The organism is Chromatium okenii (assembly GCF_016583745.1).
In the GTDB taxonomy this organism is placed as follows: Bacteria; Pseudomonadota; Gammaproteobacteria; order Chromatiales; family Chromatiaceae; genus Chromatium; species Chromatium okenii.
Window position 1 is genome coordinate 39,633 of record NZ_NRRQ01000009.1, and the last position, 23,869, is coordinate 63,501.

At 51.9% G+C, this 23,869-nt stretch carries 20 protein-coding genes; 14 read left to right on the forward strand and 6 right to left on the reverse strand.

Annotation, left to right across the window (positions count from 1 at the left end):
• The first annotated feature begins 15 nt into the window (after nucleotides 1-15).
• The 9 genes from CKO12_RS04875 (at nucleotide 16) to mlaE (ending at nucleotide 14,292) form a co-directional block, all read left to right on the forward strand.
• Nucleotides 16-2,052, forward strand: coding sequence for a methyl-accepting chemotaxis protein (locus CKO12_RS04875; RefSeq protein ID WP_200153612.1), 2,037 nt, complete (start codon nucleotides 16-18; stop codon nucleotides 2,050-2,052).
• 50 nt (nucleotides 2,053-2,102) lie between these two features.
• Nucleotides 2,103-6,248, forward strand: a complete 4,146-nt coding sequence (locus CKO12_RS04880) for a hypothetical protein (RefSeq protein WP_207146264.1) — start codon at nucleotides 2,103-2,105, stop codon at nucleotides 6,246-6,248.
• Complete coding sequence (locus CKO12_RS04885; RefSeq protein ID WP_200153614.1) at nucleotides 6,232-7,305, forward strand: DUF4892 domain-containing protein; 1,074 nt, start codon at nucleotides 6,232-6,234, stop codon at nucleotides 7,303-7,305. The genes CKO12_RS04880 and CKO12_RS04885 overlap by 17 nt, the downstream gene beginning before the upstream one ends.
• 66 nt (nucleotides 7,306-7,371) lie before the next feature.
• Entirely contained in the window at nucleotides 7,372-9,513 is a 2,142-nt protein-coding gene (gene pta, locus CKO12_RS04890) for a phosphate acetyltransferase (RefSeq protein WP_200153615.1), read from the forward strand.
• Complete coding sequence (locus CKO12_RS04895) at nucleotides 9,513-10,724, forward strand: acetate/propionate family kinase (RefSeq protein WP_200153616.1); 1,212 nt, start codon at nucleotides 9,513-9,515, stop codon at nucleotides 10,722-10,724. Before pta ends, CKO12_RS04895 begins: the two co-directional genes overlap by 1 nt.
• Before the next feature lie 96 nt (nucleotides 10,725-10,820).
• On the forward strand, nucleotides 10,821-11,042 hold the full coding sequence (locus CKO12_RS04900) for a HypC/HybG/HupF family hydrogenase formation chaperone (protein WP_200153617.1): 222 nt from the start codon (nucleotides 10,821-10,823) through the stop codon (nucleotides 11,040-11,042).
• 136 nt (nucleotides 11,043-11,178) lie between these two features.
• Nucleotides 11,179-12,585: a glutamate--tRNA ligase gene (gltX, locus tag CKO12_RS04905; protein ID WP_200153618.1), complete on the forward strand. Its 1,407-nt coding sequence runs from the start codon at nucleotides 11,179-11,181 to the stop codon at nucleotides 12,583-12,585.
• Nucleotides 12,586-12,688: 103 nt separating this feature from the next.
• Nucleotides 12,689-13,519 carry an ABC transporter ATP-binding protein gene (locus CKO12_RS04910; protein ID WP_200153619.1) on the forward strand — a complete coding sequence of 277 codons (831 nt, stop codon included), beginning with the start codon at nucleotides 12,689-12,691 and terminating at the stop codon, nucleotides 13,517-13,519.
• Nucleotides 13,510-14,292 (forward strand): lipid asymmetry maintenance ABC transporter permease subunit MlaE, encoded by a 783-nt coding sequence (gene mlaE, locus CKO12_RS04915; RefSeq protein ID WP_200153620.1) that lies wholly within the window; start codon nucleotides 13,510-13,512, stop codon nucleotides 14,290-14,292. The genes CKO12_RS04910 and mlaE overlap by 10 nt, the downstream gene beginning before the upstream one ends.
• Before the next feature lie 8 nt (nucleotides 14,293-14,300).
• On the opposite strand, the gene CKO12_RS04920 is transcribed toward mlaE, so the two are convergent.
• Nucleotides 14,301-14,516 (reverse strand): hypothetical protein, encoded by a 216-nt coding sequence (locus CKO12_RS04920; protein WP_200153621.1) that lies wholly within the window; start codon nucleotides 14,514-14,516, stop codon nucleotides 14,301-14,303.
• Between the two features lie 157 nt (nucleotides 14,517-14,673).
• On the opposite strand from CKO12_RS04920, the gene sat reads away from it, so the two are divergent.
• The 3 genes from sat to CKO12_RS14865 all read left to right on the forward strand — a co-directional run bounded on the left by sat (nucleotide 14,674) and on the right by CKO12_RS14865 (nucleotide 17,218).
• A complete protein-coding gene (gene sat / locus CKO12_RS04925; protein ID WP_200153622.1) occupies nucleotides 14,674-15,858 on the forward strand; it encodes a sulfate adenylyltransferase in 1,185 nt (394 codons plus the stop codon).
• Nucleotides 15,859-16,224: 366 nt separating this feature from the next.
• On the forward strand, nucleotides 16,225-16,374 hold the full coding sequence (locus tag CKO12_RS14640; RefSeq protein WP_207146265.1) for a hypothetical protein: 150 nt from the start codon (nucleotides 16,225-16,227) through the stop codon (nucleotides 16,372-16,374).
• A complete protein-coding gene (locus CKO12_RS14865; protein WP_207146266.1) occupies nucleotides 16,364-17,218 on the forward strand; it encodes a diguanylate cyclase in 855 nt (284 codons plus the stop codon). The genes CKO12_RS14640 and CKO12_RS14865 overlap by 11 nt, the downstream gene beginning before the upstream one ends.
• Here the strand turns inward: CKO12_RS14865 and bioB are convergent.
• Nucleotides 17,215-18,210: a biotin synthase BioB gene (gene bioB, locus CKO12_RS04935; protein WP_200153624.1), complete on the reverse strand. Its 996-nt coding sequence runs from the start codon at nucleotides 18,208-18,210 to the stop codon at nucleotides 17,215-17,217. The two genes, CKO12_RS14865 and bioB, sit on opposite strands and share 4 nt — an antisense overlap.
• A gap of 80 nt (nucleotides 18,211-18,290) precedes the next feature.
• Here bioB and CKO12_RS04940 point away from each other — a divergent pair, with 80 nt between their 5' ends.
• Nucleotides 18,291-19,004 carry a ComF family protein gene (locus tag CKO12_RS04940; RefSeq protein WP_200153625.1) on the forward strand — a complete coding sequence of 238 codons (714 nt, stop codon included), beginning with the start codon at nucleotides 18,291-18,293 and terminating at the stop codon, nucleotides 19,002-19,004.
• Here the strand turns inward: CKO12_RS04940 and CKO12_RS04945 are convergent.
• Together CKO12_RS04945 and CKO12_RS04950 are read right to left on the reverse strand one after the other, a co-directional pair.
• Nucleotides 19,001-19,924, reverse strand: a complete 924-nt coding sequence (locus tag CKO12_RS04945) for a DNA-methyltransferase (protein WP_200153626.1) — start codon at nucleotides 19,922-19,924, stop codon at nucleotides 19,001-19,003. The two genes, CKO12_RS04940 and CKO12_RS04945, sit on opposite strands and share 4 nt — an antisense overlap.
• Complete coding sequence (locus CKO12_RS04950) at nucleotides 19,924-20,691, reverse strand: hypothetical protein (RefSeq protein ID WP_200153627.1); 768 nt, start codon at nucleotides 20,689-20,691, stop codon at nucleotides 19,924-19,926. The genes CKO12_RS04945 and CKO12_RS04950 overlap by 1 nt, the downstream gene beginning before the upstream one ends.
• Before the next feature lie 306 nt (nucleotides 20,692-20,997).
• Here CKO12_RS04950 and CKO12_RS04955 point away from each other — a divergent pair, with 306 nt between their 5' ends.
• Complete coding sequence (locus CKO12_RS04955; RefSeq protein WP_200153628.1) at nucleotides 20,998-21,252, forward strand: AbrB/MazE/SpoVT family DNA-binding domain-containing protein; 255 nt, start codon at nucleotides 20,998-21,000, stop codon at nucleotides 21,250-21,252.
• Between the two features lie 94 nt (nucleotides 21,253-21,346).
• Here the strand turns inward: CKO12_RS04955 and CKO12_RS04960 are convergent, their stop codons facing one another.
• Together CKO12_RS04960 and tcuB are read right to left on the reverse strand one after the other, a co-directional pair.
• Nucleotides 21,347-22,567, reverse strand: a complete 1,221-nt coding sequence (locus tag CKO12_RS04960) for a nucleotide-binding protein (RefSeq protein WP_200153629.1) — start codon at nucleotides 22,565-22,567, stop codon at nucleotides 21,347-21,349.
• 20 nt (nucleotides 22,568-22,587) lie between these two features.
• Nucleotides 22,588-23,838, reverse strand: a complete 1,251-nt coding sequence (tcuB, locus tag CKO12_RS04965; protein ID WP_200153630.1) for a tricarballylate utilization 4Fe-4S protein TcuB — start codon at nucleotides 23,836-23,838, stop codon at nucleotides 22,588-22,590.
• Nucleotides 23,839-23,869: the final 31 nt, after the last annotated feature.

A 23,869-nucleotide genomic window follows, 5' to 3' on the forward strand; every position in this document is an offset into this window, starting at 1 on the left:
CAGGTAGGAAAGACGATGCTGAACCGCTTGCCGATGGTGCGCAAATTGTTGTTTACCTTGGTGCCGCTGACGGTGGTCATGCTGCTCGGCACCGCGCTGCTCGTGCGGATGCTGGTACAGGAGACTGCGACCGCCAATGCGCTCGAATCGACGCGCCAGCTTGCGCACATCGAAGGCGAGCGGATCGTCAGTTATTTGACCCAAGATTTGGCCAGCGTGAAGGCGCTGGCGAGCGTGGCGGCAACGCGAACGCAATTTCCCGACGCCACGCGCCGCGAGTCTTTCGACCAAGTGCTGGCGCGTTATCTCGCCGATCATCCGCATTTGCTGGCGGCGTGGACGGGCTGGGAACCGAATGCTTTTGATGGGCGCGATGCGCAATTTGTGGGCACGGCGGGGCACGATGCGAGCGGGCGTTATGTGCCGTATTGGTATCGCAACGGCGACAAGATCGCGCTGGAACCGCTGGTGGATTACGACACGCCGGGCGCGGGCGATTATTACCTGCTGGTGAAACAAACCCGCAAGCCAGTGATTTTGGAGCCGTATCTGTATCCGGTGGGCGGCGTCACCAAGCTGATCACCTCAATTGTGGTGCCGCTGCTGGAAAACGGGCGCTTTGTGGGCGTGGTGGGCGTGGATTTGCTGATTGCTGAAATTCAAGAAAAGACTAAAAAAATTCAACTTTTTAACGGCACCTTTGCGTTTTTTAGTCATGGCGGCACCGTGATTGCTCATCCTGATCCGGCGCGGCTGGGGCGCAACATGCGCGAGACGGAAGGCGATGTGTTGGGCGAGGATTTGCCGCGTTTCGTTGCAGCAGTGACCGACGTGCAACCCTTTATGGCGCTGCGCCACAGCAGCTTGTATCCAGACGAAACGCTGATTATCAGCGAGCCAATCCCGCTCGGCGACACCGGCGATGCGTGGTCAATTGCGCTGGCGGTGCCGATGGGCAGCGTGTTGACGGTGACGACGCAGTTGATGCAGCAGATGTTGCTCATCAGCAGCGTGGGGCTGGTGTTGATGATCGCGTTGATTTGGCTGTTGAGCCGCAGCATCGCGCATCCGCTGCGTGAGGTGGTTGCCGTGCTGGAAGACATCGCCAGCGGTGAGGGCGATTTGACCCGCCAATTGCCGGTGCAGGGCAATGATGAAATCACGCATCTGGCGACGGCGTTTAATCGCTTTGTTGATAAAATTCATACGCTTGTGCGCCAAACCACTGACGCTGTGACCCAGCTCACAACGGCAGCCGCGCATCTGTCGGACGGCAGCGAAGAGGCCAAGGCGCAGGTGGAGCGTCAGCGCACGGAGACTGAGCAGGTGGCGACTGCGATGCACGAAATGACGGCGACGGTGCAGGAAGTGTCGCGGAATGCCAACAGTGCCGCTCATGCTGCCCGCGATGCCAATCAGGAAGCGGGTAAAGGTGAGCGGATCGTGCAAAACACGGTGGCAGCGATTGAGGCGCTGGCGCGTGACATCGACGCGGCTGCCGAGGTGATTCGGCGTTTGGAAACTGATTCCGACACCATCGGCAAGGTGCTGGATGTGATTCGCAGCATCGCCGAGCAGACCAATTTGCTGGCGCTCAATGCGGCAATTGAAGCCGCCCGCGCTGGTGAACAGGGACGCGGGTTTGCGGTGGTCGCCGATGAAGTGCGCACCTTGGCGAGTCGCACCCAAGAATCCACCAAAGAAATTCAAACGATGATTGAACGGCTGCAAGCTGGCGCAGAAAGTGCGGTTTCGGCGATGCAGCAAAGTCGTTCCCGTTCAGTTGAAACGGTGGCGCAAGCCGGACAAGCTGGCGCGGCGTTGAATTCAATTGCCACGGCAATTGTGCGGATTGATGATATGAATACGCAAATTGCCAGCGCGGCGGAAGAACAAAGCGCAGTCGCAGAAGAAATCAATCGCAATGTGAATAACATCACGCAATCAGTGGAAATGACTGCGCAAGGCTCGCGGACAATTGCCAATTCAAGTGAACAATTGGCGCAATTGGCGAATGGATTGCAAGCGCGGCTGCGTCAATTCCGTATTTAATTGATCACCCCTTTTCACCATTCAATGCCGCGCCAAAAATGTATCAGCAGATGCGATCCCGTGTTTATCACAATTGGCACCTCGCTTTATTCTTGAGCGTGATTCATTTGGCGGCACTGACGCATCCCGCGCCAGCCGCCGCCAATTCAATACCCGCGCCATTTCTTCAAACTCTCCCCATTCCCGCGTGGCTCCCCGCGCCATTGCAACCTTGGCTCCCGTGGGTGCTCGCCACCGACGGTCAAGATCGCCGTCATTGTCCGCTTGATCTGCGCAGTGGCGAACGGCGCTGCGCGTGGGCGGGGCGTTTAGAACTCGATCTCGACAGCAACGGCGGGCATTTTGCGCAAACGTGGACGGTATTGGCGACCACTTGGATCGCGCTGCCGGGCGATGCCGCGCTCTGGCCGCAAACCGTCCGCGACGGCGACCAGCCGCTGCCGGTGCTGCCACATGCCGGGCATCCGGCAGTGCGGCTTGATGCCGGTGAACATCGTTTAACTGGGCAATTTCAGTGGGCGACGGCGACGCTGCCGGATGCGTTGCCGGTGCCAGCCGCGACTGGCTTATTCACGCTGCGCCGCAACGGGCAACTGCAACCGCAGCCGCGTTTGGAGCCGGATGGACGGCTGTGGCTGCGCGATCCGACCGCCGCGCCAGCCGATGCAGCGGGCGATTGGCTGCGCGTGACGGTGCTGCGGCGAATTGAGGACGAGCTACCGCTGCAAATGCGGACGCGGTTGGAACTCACCGTTGGCGGACGGGCGCGAGAAATCCAACTCGGCCCAGTGCCGATTGGCGACGGCGTGCCGTTTGATCTGAACAGTCCGCTGCCAGCACGCTTGGAGCCAGATGGCATGTTGCGGGTGCAGGTGCGACCGGGGCAGTGGACGCTGGAGGTTGCCACCGCGCATCCCGATCTCAACGTCCCACTGACTTTGACGCCGCGCCCCGCGCCCTGGCCGGCGGTGGAGATTTGGGCATTTGCGGCGCGACCAGATTTGCGGCAGGTCACGGTCAGCGGAGCGCCAGCACTTGATCCGCAGCAAACGCAACTCCCGGCGGAGTGGTCAGCGTTGCCGGTGTATCGCCTCGGCGCTGGTGACACGCTGCGGCTGGATGAGCAACGGCGCGGTGATCCGACGCCCGATCCCGACCGGCTGCAACTCAACCGCGAGCTGTGGCTGGATTTCACCGGCAGCGGCTACAGCGTGCAGGATCGGATCAGCGGGCAATTGACGCGCACTTGGCGGCTGGAAGCGGATGCGCGGTTGCAGCTCGGTCAGGTGCAAATCGCCGGGCAAGCAGTGCCGATTAACCGGCTCGGCGACGGCGCAGCGGCTGGCGTGGAGGTGCGACGCGGGCTGGTGAACGTCAGCGCCGATGGGCGTTTAGAGCTGCCAATCAATCAGTTACCGGCATCGGGCTGGGCGCTGCGGTTTGATTCTGCCCAGACCACGCTGCATCTGCCGCCGGGCTGGGACGTGTTGGCGATTTCTGGCGTCGATAACGTGCCGAATACATGGCTGACGCGCTGGACGTTGCTGGATTTGTTTTTACTGCTGATCGTCGTCATCGGCGCAGCGCGACTGTGGGGCGCGAGCTGGGGCGCAGTGGCTTTGCTCGCGCTGGTGTTGACGTGGCAAGCGCCGGACGCGCCGCAGCAAGTCTGGCTGCATCTGCTCGCTGCGACTGCGTTACGCCGGGCGGTGCTGACCGCAGCATTCGGCGGGCGCTGGGTACAGCAAGTGGTGACGGGTTATTGGCGCGGGAGCGTGCTGGCGCTGCTGTTGATTGGCTTGTCGTTTGTTATCACGCAGGTGCGCACCGGCATTTATCCGCAACTCACGCATCCCGCTGCGTTGGCGCGAGCCGGTGACGGTTTTGGCAACGCCGAAGTGCAGTTCGCGCCGCAGGTTTCCGGTTTGACTGAGGACGCAGTGGACGCGCTACCGGCAGCGCCAATCGCCCGCGAGATGCTGTCATCGACAGCGCGGCGCAAGAGCGCCAGCCCAGCTTCAGCACCGCCGCAGCCGTTGGAAGTGATTGATCCGCAAGCGCAAATCCAAACTGGCGTCGGCGTTCCGACTTGGCACTGGCAGCAGGTGACGCTGGCATGGAGCGGGCCGGTCGGCGCGACGGAAGCGGCGCAACTCTGGCTGCTGACGCCGCCGCTGCAATTGGGAGTGGCGCTGCTCGGCAGTCTGTTGATGGGGCTACTCGGCTGGCGCTTGAGCGGTTGGCAACTGCCGCAGCCGACGGCAGCGGGAATGAAAACGGCGCTGGTGCTGATGGCGGCGCTGACCGGCGGGCTGCATTCCGAGCCGACGCTGGCAGAGGAATTGCCGTCGCCAAAGCTGTTGCAAGAATTGCGCGAGCGGCTCCTCGCTCCGCCAGATTGTGTGCCGCACTGCGTGGAATTGGCGCGGTTGGCGGTGCGAGCGGATGCGACTGTTTTAACGCTGGAATTGACGCTGGACGCAGCAACGGCAGTCGCTGCGCCAGTGCCGGGCGGCAGTGGCGCGTGGTCGCCGCAGCAGGTTGAAGTGGATGGCGCGGCGCTGGAGCTGATGCAGCGGGATGCGGCGGGGCAATTGGTTGTGCCGCTCGCTGCCGGTCAGCATCAAGTGATTTTGCGGGGCGCAATTCCGGCGGCAGCGCAGCTTGATGTGCCGCTGCCGTTAGCGCCGCATCTGGTGATGGTGGACGTTGACGGCTGGCGCGTCGCCGGTTTGGAGGCGGAAACGACGGTGACGCAGTTGCAGCTCGTTCGATTGGCGACGGCAGATGCTGCGCCATTGGCGACGCTGACGCAGGAGGCATTGCCGCCGTTGCTGCGCGTCGAACGGCGGTTGCGATTTGGCGTGGAATGGCAGGTGGAAACGCGAGTGCTGCGCTTGTCTGCGCCAGAATTTGCGGTGCTGCTGCCGATCACGCTGCTGCCCAGTGAAGCGGTGCAAACGGCGGGAGTGGCGGTGGTTGACGGGCAAGTGCTCGCGGCGCTGCCGCCGGGCGTGACCGAATTGACGTGGACGGCGCGGCTTGATCCGGTCAGTGCATTGACGTTGACGGCGAGCGCCGATCCGCGCTTGAGCGAATTGTGGACGCTTGATCTGAGCACGTTGTGGCATTTGACTTGGCACGGACTCGCGCCGGTGTATCAACGCGAGCCGCTGGCGCAGTGGCTTCCGCAGTGGCGACCCCGCGCTGGTGAGCAGTTGACGCTGGAGTTGACGCGCCCGCTGGGAGTGCCCGGCGCAACGCTGACATTTGATCGCGTCGCGGCGCAGATCGCGCCGGGGCAGCGCGGGAGCACGGTGACGCTGACGTTGGCGCTGCGCAGCAGTCGCGGTGGAAATCATCTACTGCCGTTGCCAGCGGGCGTTGAGCCGCTGCGAATTGCGCTTGATGGACGGGTGCTGCCGGTGCCAATTGCGGCAGCGGATGGGACGATTGCAGTTGAATTGCCGCTGGTGCCCGGCAGCCAGCAGGTGACGCTGACGTGGCGCGATCCGCAGCCGCTGGGATTTCACTTGACGCCGAGGCTGCCGGATGTGGGACAGCCAGCGGTGAATCTCAATGTGCGGGTGCAGATGCCGACTGATCGCTGGATTTTATTGACGACTGGCCCGCTGCTGGGGCCGGCAGTATTGGTGTGGGGCGTATTGCTGGTGGTGACGGGAATGGCGCTGGCGCTGGGTCGCAGCCGCTTGACGCCGTTACGCACCCGCGATTGGCTGCTGCTCGGCGTGGGGCTGAGTGTGGCGCAAGTGTGGGCGAACCTGTTGATTGTTGGCTGGTTATTTGCTCTCGGCGCACACCAGCGGCAGCGGCAATTGCACACCGTACCGGCGGGCTGGCGTTTGTGGCTGCTGCACACGGGATTGGCGGGATTGACGCTAGCGGCGTTAATTGCGTTGTTAATTGCAATTCAACAGGGTTTATTGGGTTATCCCGATATGCACATTGCGGGTAATGATTCGACTGCGCATGTATTGAATTGGTATCAAGATCGCACAGATAACGCCTTGCCGAAAGTGGAGATTTATTCGCTGCCATTATGGGTATATCGCGCATTGATGCTGGCGTGGGCATTATGGTTGGCAGTGCGCCTATTGAATTGGTTGCGCTGGGGGTGGAATGCCATTGCAGCGCCGATAAAGCATGAGCAAGTGAGTGATGCGCTGGCACATTAAATCCAGTTATCAAATTGGTTTAGTATTCGCGTTGGCGCTGTGGATAACGACAGCGCCCGCATTTGATTTAACCCAAGATGTCCCGAATGCGGTTGAACTTCCCTATTTGCCGCGCTTCGCCAATACGATATTGATTGGCTATGAACAACACGCGGCGGCAACGACTAAAATTCCTACTGCGGCATGGCAGAGTCGCGCTAAAAAAAGCGATTGGGAAGAGGCATTGACGCTTAATGGTGAAGTGACGCGGTTGTTATATCTCGCGCCCCCGAAAGTGAATTCTTTAGAAGTCATGCGCTATTATCAAAAACAGTTAGCGGAGCTGGGGTATCAATCGCTTTTTCAATGCGCGGGTACGAAATACTGCGGGCAGAATGTAGACGATTTTTATAGTAACGCCACGCATGGTAAACAGTTTATCAGCAATTATATTTTGCGTTCCGTGTATTCGGCAGGTTCAGTGCGCGATCCGCGCATTCAGGTTGTGCAACGCTTACACGATGGCACTGAATCTTATGTATTTCTCTTTGCAGCATTGCAAGATAATTATGCGGATTCCGCTGCCGGAGAACGGGTTGCAATTTTTATTGAAGCGGTCGTTACCCAGCAAGCTGCTGCGCCACCGCCAGAATCGTCCTCAACTGCGCCATCTCATCATACAACCGTCACGAATGCTGTATTAAATGCGACGGAGTTGGCGCAGCAATTAACGGATACTGGACGCGCTGTGTTATACGCAATTGAATTTGATGATGCACAACAAACCATCCGCCCCGCTGCTGATGCGCAATTAGAGCAAATTGCGTTATTGTTGCAACAACAGCCACAATTGACGCTGTATATTGTGGGGCATACGGATAATGTTGGCGAATTAAAATCCAATTTGCAACGTTCACAACAACGTGCCAGTCAAGTGATGCAGGCGTTAATTCAACGGTTTAACATTGCCGCTAAACGGTTGGCGGCAACCGGTATGGCACATCTGGCTCCGGTTACGAGTAATGCGGAACCAGCGGGGCGAATGCGTAATTACCGGATTGAATTGGTGGTGAATTAACCGCGCTTATTTTGTCACTGCTGACTTTTCAGTCGTGACGATCTTTTCTTTATTGAGAGTGTGACAATGCAAAGTATTTATATCGCCGGTGCCGGTTCGGGCAGCGGTAAATCAGTGGTGGTGTTGGGGTTTATGGAGCTGTTGTCGGCGGTGAATCAACGGGTCGGTTTTTTCCGTCCGTTTGCGCCGAAAGAAAACGAGCTGGATAATCTCACCGCGCTTATTAAAAGTCGCTATGAATTACCATTTCCCGCTGAAATGTTATATGGCTGCACGGTGGAAACGGCGCGACAATTGATCGGCAGTGGTCATTATGATGAACTGCTTAAACTGATTATGAATAAGTTTAAGGCGTTAGAAGAACGCTGTGATTTGGTGGTGTGCGCGGGCACCAATTATGATGGGTTAATTCCGGCATTGGAATTTGATTTTAATGCCGATTTAGCCATTAACTTTAGTTGTAGTTTGGTGATTGTTGTCAAAGGTTTTGGGCGCGATCCGCAAGAAGCGGTGGATGCGCTGCATATTGCGCACGAATTGATGCGCGAGCGCGGCGGCGATTTTCTCGCCAGCGTGGTCAATGGCGTGGCGGCTGAACATGTGGAGCCAATTAAAGCGTTGGCACGCGATTTGTTAACGGCGACGGAAACGGTTTATGTGCTGCCGCAACAATCGGCGTTATCGCGTCCGACTATCAGCGAAATTCAGCGGGCGCTGGGGGCGACGATTTTGTATGGCGAGGGCGACGCGCTGCATCAGGTGGTGAGTTGTTATCGGATTGCGGCGATGGAGATTCCAGATTTTCTGCGCTACATCGAGGACGGTTGTTTGATTATCACGCCCGGCGACCGCGCTGACATCATTTTGGCAAGTTTGGCGGCGGATGTGTCGTCATCTTTTCCGCGAGTTGCCGGGCTGTTGTTGACGGGCGGACTGCCGCTGGCGGACACGGTGCGGCGGCTGATTGAAGGCTTGCGGCGCACCAAGGTGGCGATTTTGCAGGTGCCGACCGACACCTTTACGACGGTGATGGATGTGCATCAGGTGGAGGCGACGATTTTGCCCGGCGATGATCGCAAAATTGCGGCGGCGCTCGGTTTATTTGAAAGCCAAATCCGCGTGGAAGAATTGCGCCAACGCATTGCGGTGCGCCATTCGGAGCGCGTCACGCCATTGATGTTTGAATACGAGTTGATTCGACGCGCCAAAGCGCGGCAACAGCGCATCGTGTTGCCCGAAGGCAGCGATGAGCGGATTTTACGCGCCGCCGAAATCCTCACCTTGCGCGGCGTGGCCGAACTCACTTTGCTCGGTAATCCCGACAAAATTCGGCGGAGAATCGCGGAGTTAGGGCTAAAACTGGACGGAATTCGCATCCTCGACCCCGTCACGGCACCGGAACGCGAGCGGTACGCGCAAACTTACTTTGAATTGCGCCAACATAAGGGTATTTCGCTGCAAATGGCGCACGATGCCCTCGAAGATGTCAGTTATTTCGGCACGTTGATGGTGTATTGCGGCGACGCGGATGGCATGGTGTCTGGGGCTGCGCACACGACTCAGCACACCATTCGCCCGGCATTTGAAACCGTACGCACCAAACCAGACGTGCAATTGGTATCGAGTGTATTTTTCATGTGTTTACCGGATCGCGTGCTCGTATATGGCGATTGCGCCGTCAATCCAAATCCGAATGCAGCCGAATTGGCCGACATTGCAATTAGTTCTGCCACAACTGCAATTGCATTTGGAATTGAGCCGCGTATTGCCATGCTCTCGTATTCGAGCGGCGATTCGGGTAAAGGAGAAGATGTTGAAAAAGTCCGCGAGGCAGTGCGTATTGCCCGCGAGCGCCGCCCTGATCTGAAATTAGAAGGGCCGATTCAATACGATGCCGCAGTAGATATTGAGATTGGACGCTCAAAAATGCCCGATAGCGAAGTGGCTGGTTATGCCACCGTATTGATTTTTCCCGACTTAAATACCGGCAATAACACCTATAAAGCCGTACAGCGCAGTGCCAACGCCGTTGCTATTGGGCCAGTATTGCAAGGGTTAAATAAACCCGTCAATGATTTAAGTCGCGGCTGCACCGTCACCGACATCGTGAATACAGTAGCGATTACGGCAATTCAAGCGCAGAATGAAGCGGAAATAGTGAGTTGTCAGTTGGCAGTTGCCAGCGCGATCAAGCAGGAGACGTTGTAATGAAAGTATTGGTATTAAATACAGGCAGTTCTTCTATTAAATATCAACTCTTTCTCAGCGATAACTGGCACGTTTTAGCGCATGGTATGCTGGCGCGGATTGGTGAAACCGAGAGCGAACTCAAATTCAATTGGACTGATGCAAGCGGCGCATCCCAATCGCGGCACGCACAATTATCCATTCCAACGCATCAAGCGGGACTTGATTTATTGATAGCCGATTTGCGTGAGCATGAGCTATTAACTGATGTAAATGAATTGGCAGCAATTGGACATCGCGTGGTGCATGGCGGAGCGTATTTTAATCGCCCCGTGGTGATTGATGATGCCGTGATTGCTGCCATTGAACAGATGGTGGCTTTAGCGCCGCTGCATAATCCGGGGCATTTAGTTGGTATTCGGGTTGCCCAGCATCTCTTTCCCACCGTGCCCGCAGTGGCCGTATTCGACACTGCCTTTCATCAAACCATGCTGCCTATTGCATATCGCTATGCAATTCCAGAATTTCTTTATACCGAGCATCAGATTCGCCGTTATGGATTTCATGGCACCTCGCATCATTATGTAGCGAAATGCGCTGCGCTCATGCTGGGTAAACCGCTGGCGCAATGCAACCTGATTACTTTGCACCTCGGTAATGGCGCGAGTGCCTGCGCGATTCAAGGCGGTCAGTGTATTGATACGTCAATGGGTTTAACGCCATTAGAAGGATTAGTAATGGGGACGCGCAGTGGTGATCTTGATCCAGCGGTGGTGATTTATTTAATGAAAAACATCGGTTTAGATGCCACCGCCGTCGATCAAATGCTCAATCGCCAGAGTGGACTGCTGGGCATTTGTGGTGTGAATGATATGCGCGAAATTGAAAGCCGCGCTGCTGCTGGTGATGCGCAAGCAGAATTAGCCATTGGCATGACCACGCACCGCCTGAAAAAATATATTGGCGCGTATTATGCGGAATTGGAACAAGTGGATGCGCTCGTATTCACCGGCGGCATTGGTGAAAACGCTACTGGTATTCGGCACCGCACCTGCGCGGGATTGGAAAACCTTGGCATCATTTTGGATGATGCAGCAAATACTGCGCGAGAATTGAATGGAGCGCGGTGCATTAGTACAGCGGCAAGTCCAGTTCAAGTGCTCGTCATTCCCACGAATGAAGAGTTAGAAATTGCCCAGCAAGCATTAGCAGCAGTGTCTATTAACGTATAACCTGCAAAATCCCCTTTTTTATAAAAGGGGATTTTCGTTTTCATCATAGTAACCGTCAATGTCGTAAACTTCACTGCTAACGGATTCGGTGCCAATATGTGTCTTGCCATTCCTGCTCAAATTACCCAGCTTGATGCTGCTACCGATCAAGCGACGGTGACGCTTGGTGGTATTAGTAAAACAGTGTCGCTGGCGTTAATTGATGACGCCGCCGTTGGTGATTATGTGCTCATTCACGTTGGCTATGCACTCAATAAAATTAGCACCGAAGCGGCAGAAGAAACATTGCGCGTGCTGGCAGAAATTGGTGCAATATAACGCTGCGCTCGCTTGAAATAACAACTTTACCCGCCGGTTGTAATGACGATTGTTAAATTAAGTAAGATTATCCTTGAAGCATTCTGTTGATAACAACAGGCACCACTCATTCCTTTCACTACGGTGTTGATTAAAAATGACTATTCGCACGCGATTTGCTCCATCTCCTACCGGGTATTTGCATGTTGGCGGAGCGCGTACTGCGCTTTTTTGTTATCTCTATGCGCGTAAACACGGCGGGCAATTCATTCTGCGGATTGAAGACACCGATTTAGAGCGTTCAACTGCCGAATCAGTCAATGCGATTTTAGAAGGCATGACGTGGTTAGGTTTGGACTATGATGAAGGGCCATTTTATCAAACGCACCGCTTTGATCGCTATAATGCCGTGATTGATGATTTATTAGCGCGGGGATTGGCATATCGCTGCGATTGTTCAAAAGAACGCTTAGAAAAACTGCGCATTGATCAAATGGCGCACAAACAAAAACCGCGTTATGACGGGCATTGCTGCAATCGGCATATTGATCCAAACGCGCCGCATGTGATCCGCTTCAAAAATCCATCTGATGGCGTGGTGATTGTTGATGATTTAATTCGGGGGCGCGTTCCATTTGCCAATGATGAATTGGATGATTTAATTATTCGCCGCAGCGATGGTGCGCCAACCTATAATTTAAGCGTCGTTGTTGATGATGCCGATATGCGCATTACTCATGTCATTCGCGGCGACGATCATTTGAATAATACACCGCGTCAAATCAACATTTTACGCGCAATGGGACACGAGCCACCGCATTATGCACATGTGCCGATGATTCTCGGTGATGATGGAGCACGATTATCAAAACGGCATGGCGCTGTCAGTGTCATTGCATACCGCGATCAGGGTTATTTGCCGGAAGCATTATTGAATTATTTAGTGCGGCTGGGCTGGTCACACGGCGATCAAGAGATATTTTCTATTGAGCAGATGATTGAATTATTTGATATTGGCGATGTGAATAAAGCTGCGTCTGCATTTAATACGGATAAACTCAATTGGCTCAATCAACAGTATTTACAACACGCCGAACCTCAGCGTATTGCACGGCTGCTCAGTCCGCATTTAGGGCATCTTGGTATTGATCCTTCTACTGGTCCGGCATTAACTGCGGTGATTAAAGCGCAGGCGGCTCGTGCTAAAACGCTGACGGAATTGGCAGAAATTAGCGCCTTTTGTTATTGTGATTTTGCTGAATTCGAGGAAGCGGCAGCAAAAAAACATTTGCGTTTAGTGGCGCGTGAACCTTTAGAACAAATTCGCGCTGCATTTGAATTGCTTGCGCATGAAGATTGGACGGCGGAGACTTTGAAACACACGGTGGAGCGGGTCGCCGAACGGTTACAAATCAATATGAGTAAAGTTGCGCAACCATTGCGGGTGGCAATTGTGGGACGCGCTGCATCACCGGGTATTGATGAAACGCTGCTGTTGGTCGGTAAAGAAGCGACGTTACGGCGAATTGATAAGGCGCTAGAGTATATTACAGCGCGAGGTTAATTTTTATTAGCGCCTCTTGTGTGAAAGAGGCGCTATTGAGGCGCTTTTTTAATGCTCTTGTTTAGAACAATAAAGGAATTAACTGTCGTTAGTGGATCGTTTCATGAATGATTTCAGTGACATCTTAATCAAAATTCGCGGATTAACTTTTCGGCGCGGTGAGCGGTTGATTTTTGATCAGCTTGATCTTGATATTCGGCGCGGTGCTGTGACCGCTGTGCTCGGCCCAAGCGGTAGCGGTAAAACGACCTTGCTGAAACTCATCACCGGGCAATTGCATCCAGATGCCGGCGATATTGAAGTTGATGGTAAAAATGTGCAGCGTTTACCCAAAAAAGAGTTATTTCAGTTGCGGCAGCGCATGGGAATGTTATTTCAAAGTGGAGCATTATTAACCGATTTAACGGTATTTGAAAATGTGGCTTATCCTTTACGCGAACACGCGAAATTGTCGCCATCATTATTGCGTAAATTGGTGTTATTAAAATTGGAAGCAGTCGGATTGCGGGGTGCGCGGGATTTAATGCCACATGAATTATCAGGTGGTATGGCTCGCCGAGTTGCATTAGCACGCGCAATTGCCTTAGACCCGATGATGCTGCTATATGATGAACCCTTTACGGGACAAGACCCTATTTCAATGGGAGTATTGGTGCGGCTGATTCACCAATTAAATGATGCGGCAGGTTTAACCAGCGTTGTGGTGTCACATGATGTGCAAGAAACTGCACAAATTGCGGACGCGATGTATTTGTTATCTGGGGGGCGAGTGATTGCGCATGGAACTCCAGCAGAATTAGCCGCAGATGATGCTGTACAGGTGCGGCAATTTATGGACGGTAATCCTGATGGACCTTTGCCATTTCATTATCCGGCGCTGCCATTAGCAGACGATTTTCGCACGCCAATTCGAGGACGTAGCGGATGGCATTAACGTATTTAGCACAATTAGGGCGCGGCGGATTGAATACGTTGCAACGTATTGGGCGGGCGCATTTATTATTGGCTGCTTGTTTGCTTGGTAGCGGGGCACTGTTGCGGCGTCCCCGCTTATTCACGGCGCAGTTATTCAATATCGGCGTATTATCGTTATTGATTGTCGGAATTTCCGGGTTATTCGTGGGCATGGTATTGGGTTTGCAAGGCTATTATGTATTGGCGCAATTCGGGGCTGAACAAAGTTTGGGAGTGATGGTTGCCACTTCATTAGTGCGCGAATTGGGGCCAGTGGTGACGGCATTATTAGTTGCCGGTCGTGCTGGATCAGCATTAACTGCTGAAATTGGCTTAATGAAAGCGACTGAACAATTGGCAGGTTTAGAAATGATGGCGGTTGATCCGGTGCGCCGCATTCTCATTCCACGTTTATTCGGTGGCATGGTGGCGATGCCATTATTAGCGGCGCTATTTAGCGCAGTTGGTATCATCGGTGGTTATTTCGTAGGCGTGGGCTTGCTTGGCGTTGATGACGGTGCATTTTGGAGTCAAATGCAAGCAAAAGTTGATTTCCAAGAAGATGTCGTTAATGGCATTATTAAAAGCGCAGTATTTGGTTTATTGGTGACATGGATTGCGCTATTCCAAGGTTATGAAAGTATCCCCACCGCCGAGGGCGTTAGCCGCGCCACCACGCGTTCGGTGGTACACGCCGCGCTCGTTGTGCTCGGCGTTGATTTTGTACTCACCGCATTGATGTTTGGCGCGTGATTGCCGCTTTAATCCTCGCCAATGACGCGCTCATCGCGGGGCGCAGATAATAGTTTTTCTGCTTCACCGGGCTGGCTGGCAAAAATCAAGCGGTAATCGACCCCGGCAGTGGTTTCGGCTTGACGACGACTGCGCACCAGCGTCCGCGCATCTTGATAGCGATCAAAGGTTTGCAGCGGCGTGAGTTGGCGCGGTGGGGTGATTTGATACACGAAATACGGCATGGCGAATTGCTCCTGTGCAATTGAATTGAATCGTAAAAAATTTTATTGTTGCTATAAATAGAACCGTGTAAAGATATTTTTGCCGACGTGCTATTGTTCAATTGCCACTCGCAGCGAGCGAGCGGATTATTCCCTTTGCAATCAGGAGCACTAACGCATGATTAAACCCGTCGGTTCTGACACCTTAAAACCGCTGTTCGTTTACGACCCCGATCACCATCACGCACTGTTGCGGGAGGCCGAAACCTTGCCTTCCGTCATCATCAGCTCGCAAGCCGCCGGCAACGCGGTGATGCTGGGCGCAGGTTATTTTAGTCCGCTGTCTGGCTTTATGACCGTCGCCGACGCAGTCAGCGTCGCTGAGACCATGCGCTTGACCAATGGGCGCTTTTTTCCGGTACCAATTCTCTGTTTAATCAATGACTTCAGTGCGATTGGCAGCGCCCGCCGCATCGCGCTGCGCGATCCCAACGTCGAAGGCAATCCGGTGTTGGCGATCATGGACGTGACCGGTTTGGAGGAAGTCAGCGCCGCACAAATGGAAGTGATGACCGCGCAAGTTTATCGCACCCAAGACCCCGCGCATCCGGGCGTCGCCGCGTTTAATAGTCAAGGACGCTGCGCGATTTCTGGAACGATTCAGGTGCTGAATTTCTCGTATTTTCACAGCGATTTCCCCGATACTTTCCGCACGGCGGTTGAAATTCGCAACGAGATTGCCGAGCGCGGCTGGCAGCGCGTGGTCGCATTTCAGACCCGCAATCCGATGCACCTCGCTCACGAAGAACTGTGCCACATGGCGATGCAGCGACTCAATTGCGATGGTTTGGTGATTCACATGCTGCTGGGTAAATTAAAACCCGGCGATATTCCCGCACCAGTGCGCGATGCGTCAATTCGCAAAATGGTTGAATTGTATTTCCCACCCAATAGCGCGATGGTCACTGGTTATGGCTTTGATATGCTATATGCGGGGCCGCGAGAAGCCGTATTACATGCGTATTTTCGCCAGAATATGGGCGCGACTCATTTCATTATTGGACGCGATCATGCGGGCGTTGGTGATTATTATGGCGCATTTGACGCGCAGACCATTTTTGATGAATTGCCAGACGATGCGTTGCAGATTGAAATTTTCAAAGCAGATCACACTGCGTATTCTAAAAAGCTCAACCGCGTGGTGATGATGTGTGAAGCTCCAGAGCATACAAAAGACGATTTTGTATTGCTATCGGGAACGCGAGTGCGGGAATTGTTGGGCAGCGGCATTGCGCCACCGCCAGAATTTTCCCGCCCCGAAGTTGCGCAGATTTTAATGGATTATTATCAATCGCTTGATTGATCGTTGCATCACGACGTTGATTTAACCTCCCCTTAAAAAAGGGAGGTTTTTATAATGAAAAAACCGCCGCTGTGTTCTAAATCACGTCGCGCCACTGCCTACTCAACAACACCGAACTACCGGAAAATCACCACGCGCATTATCATTCTTTACAGTCACACACAACATTATTTTTACAGAGAAAATGATGACTTTAGACCCTAATTTAGTTGTGTATATGCTGTCGTTTTTGCTCGTCAATTCCGGTGCAATTTTGCTGCTGAATTCTATTCAAAATCTCCCCGCACCGCACAACATCAGTAAACAGTATTTTGTTTATTCGTTTGTCTTTTCGCTCATCAGTTATATCGGCTTCATCTCCAGAGTGTGGCTGCCGCTGCCGCTTTCGGTATTGATCACAAACCTATTTTATTTGTTATCTGGTTACAGCGTTTATTATGGCTTGAGATGGCGTTATCATTTACCATGCCCAGTGCAGATCTGGTATTTTTTTGTGATGCACTTGGTGTTATTTAGCTTAATTCAAGTCGCTCTTGCTTTGCGTGAAGATGAATTTCTTTTAGGGTTAAGAATTCAATTATTGAGTGCTAACTTGGGATTTGTGTTTTTCTTGGTATTGCAACTGCTATGGCGTCATAAAGACAATCATCATCGCGGCGAGTTGGTGCTATTTTATGCAGTGTGTTATGTGGTTATCAGCATTGTTGTATTGCATTTTTTTTATTACTGGAAAACGGTGCCGTCATATTACATGGGCTGGTCGTTTGTCGTACAAATTACCATCGTGTTTGCGCTACTCGGCGGATTTTATGCACTATTTTTGAATGATTTGAGTTTGAAATACTACGCTGATGCGATCCGCGATGGCATGACCGGATTGCACAATCGCCAGTATTTTTGTAACGCGATTGCGCAGCGTCAATTCTCCGATGCGGCAGCGTCAGCAACGTGCATCATTATGTGTGATTTGGATAAATTCAAAGAGATTAACGATCAATTTGGTCATGCCTGCGGGGATGAAGTCATTATTGCGTTTGCACAAACGCTGCAAGAACACATTAGAAAGCAGGATTTATGCGCCCGTTATGGCGGTGAGGAATTCATTGTGCTATTGGGTGCAACGGAGTTATTAGAGGCACTGGCTATTGCTGAACGAATGCGTCAAGCCACGTCGGATATTCAACTTGCTGCGCCGTTCAGCGCGGTGCGCATCACGGCGAGTTTTGGTGTGGCGGAGACTAAAAATTCCACTCAATTAAATACGTTACTTCCAGATTTAATTAAAGCGGCTGATGCCAGTCTGTACCAAGCAAAAGCGGCAGGGCGCAATCGCGTATGTGCGGCGGCGCAGCCACTTTAATGCTGATGATGACAGCCGCCCGGCTCGCGGCGTTCAGCCGCTACCGTCGCAAATTGCAATCCCAATCGCGCCAGCAATTCCCGATCTCGCGCTGCCGTCGCATTCGCCGCTGTCAATAAATGCTCGCCATAAAAAATCGAATTCGCGCCTGCAAAAAAACATAACGCCTGCAATTCGTCGCTCATTTCACTGCGTCCCGCCGCCAGTCGGATGTTTGATTGCGGCATGACCACGCGAGCGGCGGCGACCACGCGCACGAATTCAAACGGATCGAGCGCATCGCGTCCAAACAGCGGCGTGCCTTCAATTTGCACCAGCAAGTTAATCGGCACTGCTTCGGGATGCGCGGGCAAATTAGTGAGTTGGCGCAGCATCGACGCCCGATCTTGGCGCGATTCGCCCATGCCGAGAATGCCGCCGCTGCACGTTTTCAAGCCCACTTCGCGCACATGCTCCAGCGTGTCGAGCCGTTCCTGAAAGGTGCGGGTGGTGATGACCTGCGGATAAAACTCCGGCGAGGTGTCGAGATTGTGGTTATAAAAATCCAGCCCGGCGTCTTTCAAGCGTCGCGCCTGCGCTGCGGTCAGCATTCCCAAGGTAACGCAGGTTTCCAGCCCCAGCGCGTGAACGCCTGCAATCATGGCGATGACCTGTTCCAAATTGGTATCGGTCGGATTGCGCCACGCCGCGCCCATGCAAAACCGCGTTGCGCCCGCTGCCTGCGCGGTTCGCGCTGCGGCCAGCACAGCGTCCAGCGCCAGCATTCGTTCCGGCTGCAAAGTGGTGTGATGATGGGCACTTTGGGCGCAATAGCTGCAATCTTCCGCACAAGCGCCGGTTTTAATACTCAGCAAGGTGCTGACTTCAATCAGGTTGGGATCAAAATGCTGACGGTGAATGGTGTGGGCGCGAAACAGCAACTCATGCAACGGCAGTTCCAGCAGGGCAAGGATTTCGGCAAGCGTCCAATCGTGGCGAATGGTGGCGATCATGGGGCAGTTATCAGTGATTTAGTGGTCAGTTGGCTGTGAAATCTACACATCCGCCGTCGCCTGTCCAGTGCTAACTGCCGATGTCGGCGCTGTTATCCACATTATTTCCCGCCACCTGTATTTTGTGCGGCGCAGCGGGAGTCGGCGACCGCGATCTGTGCGCAGGCTGCGCCGTCGAGTTGCCGCACAATCACCACGCCTGCGGGCGCTGCGCTCATCCCTTTGCCACCGCGGAACTGGCGGACACCTTGTGCGAGCACTGCCAGCGCCAGCCGCCGCCATTTCACCGCAGCCTCAGCGCGTTTCGCTACGCCGGGGCGGTGCCATTTCTCATCATCGGCGCGAAATTCAACGGTCAACTGACCTTCATCCGCCTGCTCGGTCAATGTCTCGCCGAGCGCGTGATTGCCGCAGCGCAACCGCTGCCGGAGGTGTTGATTCCGGTGCCGCTGCATCCGCAGCGCTTGCGCGAGCGCGGTTATAACCAATCGCTCGAAATTGCCCGCGTGGTGGGGCGCGAGTTGCAGATTCCCGTGGATTATCAAAGCTGTGCGCGGGTGCTGGCGACCACGCCGCAAACGGAATTGTCGGCGCAAGCGCGGTTGCACAATGTGCGCGGAGCCTTTGCGCTGACGCGCCCGCCGCAGTGGTCGCGGGTGGCGCTGATTGATGACGTGATGACCACCGCCACGACGGTGAGCGAATTGAGTCGGGTGCTGGCGCGGGCGGGAGTGGCGGAAATTGCGGTGTGGACGGTGGCGCGGGCTGGTCAGCAGTTGTCAGAATCTCGTTAGAACAAACTATTTTGCTTAGATTCTGTTGTTGATTCGGCTTTTTCACCATATTTAACGTGTACAGCTTTTTTGAATACTTCTAATGTATTCTCGTGATGACTTAAAAACCATTTGACATGATTTTTCAGATATTGCGCACGCACTTCTTCGTTCGTAAGATCATTAGGAACTCTCTCCATTCTTGGATCAACGCTATCAAATCCATTCAACGGCTCTGCAAGCCGCGCCTTAGTTAATTCAATATAAGTGGGATTCAGTTCAAAACCAATCACATCTCGTTCAAGTTGTTGGCACACTCGGAGCGTTGTTCCGCTTCCAGAAAATGGGTCGAGCACAGTGTCGCCCTGATTACTTGATGCAAGCACTATTCTTTCAATAATACCTTCCGGTTTTTGTGTTGGATGATCTTGTCGGTTCGGGTTTGAATAGTGGACGTGTGAAAACTGCCATACGTCACCTGGATTCGCACCCCTCATGTTATTTTTTTCACGATAAGATTTTTGAGGTACGCGCACGTCATCGAGGTTAAAAACAAAATCTTTGCTTTTATTAAATACGAGTATATCGTCATGTCGTGGTGAAAACCCTTTTGTTTTTCCTATGCCCTGCGTGTAATGCCAAACAACCCAACTGTTAAAATATAACTGTAGGTCACGATCCAAAATTCCATAGAGGTATGAAATAAACCGGACGCCCATGAAAACATAAATAGTTCCATGAGGTTTTAATACTCTTTTTGCTTGTGTAAGCCATAATTTAGTGAACGCCATATACTCATCAAAATCTTTAAAGTCATGGTTATTACCGTAATCTTTACCAAGATTGTAAGGAGGATCAGCAACAATCAGGTCTACAGATTCATCACCAAGCGTTTTTAATTCTTCAAGCGCATCACCACAGCGAAGATCAATTTTTGCCATCACTTTATCCAACCATGTTGTGTTGCATATTCTAACCATTGATTAAATCCCTTCTTTGAAGAAAGAAATTTTTTATCAAGCAATTGACAGAACTCCCAAGTAGTTCGCTCCTGAAGCGATACATAATGGATATCTCTTACTTGAATTTGCCCTGTTCCAAGAGCAGGATTATAACTAATATCAGTGTCAGCGATATATTTAAGATCGTATGCGTTGAATTCTACAACTTCCATGACACCCATCATCATGTGACTACTTTCATCTTTGGAACTATAAACGCGATGTTTAACGGAAAGAATCACAAAAATGTAATCAGGGTCTTGAATATATGCAGTTCTTATTCTTGCAAAAGACGTAATGTTGGGGGATTTACCACTTCCTTTTATATCTTTAGACGTAGCTTTCACATCCACATGACCAGTGACAACGGAATTTGTTTTTTTAGTTTTTTTGAACTGAAGAATGACATCAGCCATGTTTAGCCGTTTTCCAGCCTCAACAGTGATAAGCTCATAGTTGTTTTCTTTATCTTCTAAACAGTTGGCAAATACCTCAAAAGCCCAAGCCTCTATGAACGGACCAGCGATTTTATTCACATTCTCCATTGGGATTCCCAACTTGAGATTGGTGTTAATAATAATCTTGTTTTTACCTTTATCCATTGCACCTTGTATTATTGACTCGATTGAGTTAATGATAAAATGTGAACATTCTTTGTAGTTATCTGATTCAATTGGTATTTTTAGATTTAGTTTGTCGTAGCTCATTGCCTATTTCTCGCATTTTCGCATGATGAATGTGTTCACACCAATCTACTGCATCTTTTAAGTCGGTCGGAAAATAGGGCGTGATATATTTTATATCTCATTCACGATGGTTTTACTTTTTACTCATTAACAGAGTTGAATTCTAGCTCTTTAACCACCCAACTTGTCAAGTCCTCAACGCAAAAAATTAAACGTTTAATTACAGCATCTTGCGTTAGATCGCCTCATTTTAGCCTATATTTGAGCGTTTAATCATTCCCAAAGTGAGGTTATACTGAGATATAATTTCACAGCGGACATCATTTCATGCACACCACTAATCTGCGCAAAGTCGGCGGTTCTGTCATGCTTGCCGTGCCGCCGACAATTCTCAATCTCCTGCATTTGCAAATCGGTACAACTTTGAGCCTCGCCATCGATCACGGGCGGTTAATAATTGAACCGCTGCACCCGGGTTATCGTTTGGATGATTTATTAGCGCAGTGTGATACCACTGCTGAGATGAGCACCGAGGAAAAGGTTTGGTTGGAAAACAGCCCGATTGGTCGTGAATTACTGTAATGAAACGTGATAATATTTATTTGGTCTCGCTTAATCCAACACTGCCAAAGAACAGCGGGATTTAAGCGATACCAAAAAAGGCAAATTCAAACCCTCACGGTTGCGCAATCACATGTTCAATATCGCGCAATTTATCCAGATCGGTGTGATTTTCGAGATATTCCGCCAGTTGTAAAAAGTCCGTGCGCGGATAACTGCGCCCGGCCGTTTCACGGAACGCCAATTGCGGTTTAGAGCCTTCAATAATGTGATAACCCCAATACAGCAACGACACGCTGTAGCGAATTTTTGCCGCATCAGGATGAATCAACTGACATTTAGGATCACTCGCCGCATATAAATCAATATGCCGCTGCAAATGCTGCAATAACACTCCGTTGCGTTTTTCCGCATCCTTACTCACGTCATAACTGTTAATAATTGCAAACATCTCGGCATCAGCACTCAACTGACGAATATGCTTAAAGGTGCGGGTAATCACGTCAGCATGTTTGGCAATGCCCAGCGGATTCAATGTGGTGGGAATAATGCAATAACTGAACTTTTCCACCAACTTCCGCGGATTCTCAGTTAAAACTGGCGAACAATCACAGATCACGATTTTCGTATCTTTATAATGATCTTCGTGCCATTGATCGTGATTCAACACTGTAATCGTTGCGCCTTGCTGCCCTTTACTTTTGGGCGGCACATATAACGACGCATCGCCTTCTTCATCGGTCGGGTCTTGTAAAAACAGCTTGCGCAAATTTTTATCAGGATCAAGATCAACCAAAATCACATCGTGTCCCATCAACGCAAAAGCACCCGCTAAATGCGCCGCAACGGTGGTTTTACCGACGCCACCTTTGCAAGTAAATACGCCGATATATTTTAACGGGCGCTGCGCATCCGTTGCCGCAAATAGCGTTGCAGCAGCCATGACCGCTTCTGCCTCGTGACTTTGCGGATAATTCCAAATCACGGTTCCGTTGTGATAAGTCCCTAAACAAAGATTCGCCGGGCGTTCGCTTTCAACATGGGTGAGAGCGGATTGGCTAAATCCATTTGCAGAAATAAACCAACCCGAATGAAACTGATCTGCCAGCGGTAATTCCAAATACTCTAGGAATTTTTGCACCTGCGCGATGCTGCATTTTGCTTTATGGTTTTTCACCTGCACCGCAATCCGTTGGGTATCTTTTTTTAACTCAATGTCATACCCTTTGGTATTCGCTGGCGGCATGATGACTTCATAGCCAGATTGCTGACACAGTAACCCGATAAACTTCTCAAAATCATCGGGGTTGTTTGGAGCCAAGGGATCGTCATTCATGAATTGTCATCACTCCTATTTTATTCACTGATTAACACAGATTGGTGATGTGCAGATTGTCGTTCCATCTGTTCAATCACCAGCGCCATCATCCGATAACCAACATGCACCAATTTACTATATGGCAAGAGCGCAAATAACGCGCTGACTCCGCCTAAATGCAGCGCCAATAATATCGCCATTGCTGCCGTTTCGCGCTCAATTAACAACGCTAATCCACTCACGGCAACCGTCATTAACACCAGCAATACCGTTCTATCGGCCGTTTGCGCCGAGCGCGTGGTTGGCGTGAGATCGCCGCGCCATTTCAACATCAGCAAGCCGCTGGTCGTGAGTACGATGCCAATGCCGCCGCTGGTTCCCAATAAAACCGGAATACTAACAACGGGATAAGGCGCACTCCAGCCCAGCGCGTGGTGATAAAACAACGCGGTCAGCGTTGCCGCAAAGCATAAACCAACGCCGATGAGCAGCCCTTGATGCAAGCGTCGGCGCAGGTGTGAAAATCGTTCGTCAACATCGTTGCAGCCGTGCCCGCCACCGCGCAAATTGCGCAATAAAACAACATCTTGCAGCGCCAGTCGCAGACTGCGCCACGTCACGACTGCGGTTTGTGGGCGCGTCAATTGCCAATAACTCCGCCAACTGCGCGTCAATGCCAACAGCGACCAACTGAGCGGAATCACTGCTAAAACAATCATCACTGGCAGCGATACCACGCGATAAAACCCGCTTGCGTTTGTATTCGGTGCCAATAACCAAATTAATCCCAGCAGCAGTGCAATTGCGCCACCGGTTAGCAATAGCGCGGTGCGGGCGCTGTGACGCAATGCGCCCGCCAATGCTGATGGCCAAACGTGCAGCGCGTCGCTGTATTGGCGCATTTGCGTCAAGGTGCGCGGGACGTTGATATTAAATTGATGAGGCGGCGCATATTGACAGGCATATAAACAATTGCGGCAGCCGTGACATAAATAAGCGAGATGCGCAAGATCAGCAGTTGTTAAGGCGGGACGACGTTGCGCAGCATCAAAAACATCACAAAATCCGTTGCAATAGCCGCAGATATTACACACATTGAGAACACGTCGCGCTTCAAATGGATTAAATTCACCCAACTCTTTTTTTTCAAAATACGGCTTTTGTGGTGTGCCTTTTTCTATTGAGAAGGGATTATTTTGTGGCGTTCCTTTTGCAACTGAAAAAGGAGTTTGAGGGTTATTTTTTTCAACGGCAGTTTCTGATTTGATATGGTTTGTAACGTTAAACATTTTTGGCATTTCTCCTGCTTAAAAATCTCCC

Coding starts and splice junctions, on each gene's coding strand:
- CKO12_RS04875 (WP_200153612.1), top strand. CDS start 16: ATGCTGAACCGCTTGCCGATGGTGCGCAAATTGTTGTTTACCTTGGTG.
- CKO12_RS04880 (WP_207146264.1), top strand. CDS start 2,103: ATGCGATCCCGTGTTTATCACAATTGGCACCTCGCTTTATTCTTGAGC.
- CKO12_RS04885 (WP_200153614.1), top strand. CDS start 6,232: ATGCGCTGGCACATTAAATCCAGTTATCAAATTGGTTTAGTATTCGCG.
- pta (WP_200153615.1), top strand. CDS start 7,372: ATGCAAAGTATTTATATCGCCGGTGCCGGTTCGGGCAGCGGTAAATCA.
- CKO12_RS04895 (WP_200153616.1), top strand. CDS start 9,513: ATGAAAGTATTGGTATTAAATACAGGCAGTTCTTCTATTAAATATCAA.
- CKO12_RS04900 (WP_200153617.1), top strand. CDS start 10,821: ATGTGTCTTGCCATTCCTGCTCAAATTACCCAGCTTGATGCTGCTACC.
- gltX (WP_200153618.1), top strand. CDS start 11,179: ATGACTATTCGCACGCGATTTGCTCCATCTCCTACCGGGTATTTGCAT.
- CKO12_RS04910 (WP_200153619.1), top strand. CDS start 12,689: ATGAATGATTTCAGTGACATCTTAATCAAAATTCGCGGATTAACTTTT.
- mlaE (WP_200153620.1), top strand. CDS start 13,510: ATGGCATTAACGTATTTAGCACAATTAGGGCGCGGCGGATTGAATACG.
- CKO12_RS04920 (WP_200153621.1), bottom strand. CDS start 14,516: ATGCCGTATTTCGTGTATCAAATCACCCCACCGCGCCAACTCACGCCG.
- sat (WP_200153622.1), top strand. CDS start 14,674: ATGATTAAACCCGTCGGTTCTGACACCTTAAAACCGCTGTTCGTTTAC.
- bioB (WP_200153624.1), bottom strand. CDS start 18,210: ATGATCGCCACCATTCGCCACGATTGGACGCTTGCCGAAATCCTTGCC.
- CKO12_RS04940 (WP_200153625.1), top strand. CDS start 18,291: ATGTCGGCGCTGTTATCCACATTATTTCCCGCCACCTGTATTTTGTGC.
- CKO12_RS04945 (WP_200153626.1), bottom strand. CDS start 19,924: ATGGCAAAAATTGATCTTCGCTGTGGTGATGCGCTTGAAGAATTAAAA.
- CKO12_RS04950 (WP_200153627.1), bottom strand. CDS start 20,691: ATGAGCTACGACAAACTAAATCTAAAAATACCAATTGAATCAGATAAC.
- CKO12_RS04955 (WP_200153628.1), top strand. CDS start 20,998: ATGCACACCACTAATCTGCGCAAAGTCGGCGGTTCTGTCATGCTTGCC.
- CKO12_RS04960 (WP_200153629.1), bottom strand. CDS start 22,567: ATGAATGACGATCCCTTGGCTCCAAACAACCCCGATGATTTTGAGAAG.
- tcuB (WP_200153630.1), bottom strand. CDS start 23,838: ATGTTTAACGTTACAAACCATATCAAATCAGAAACTGCCGTTGAAAAA.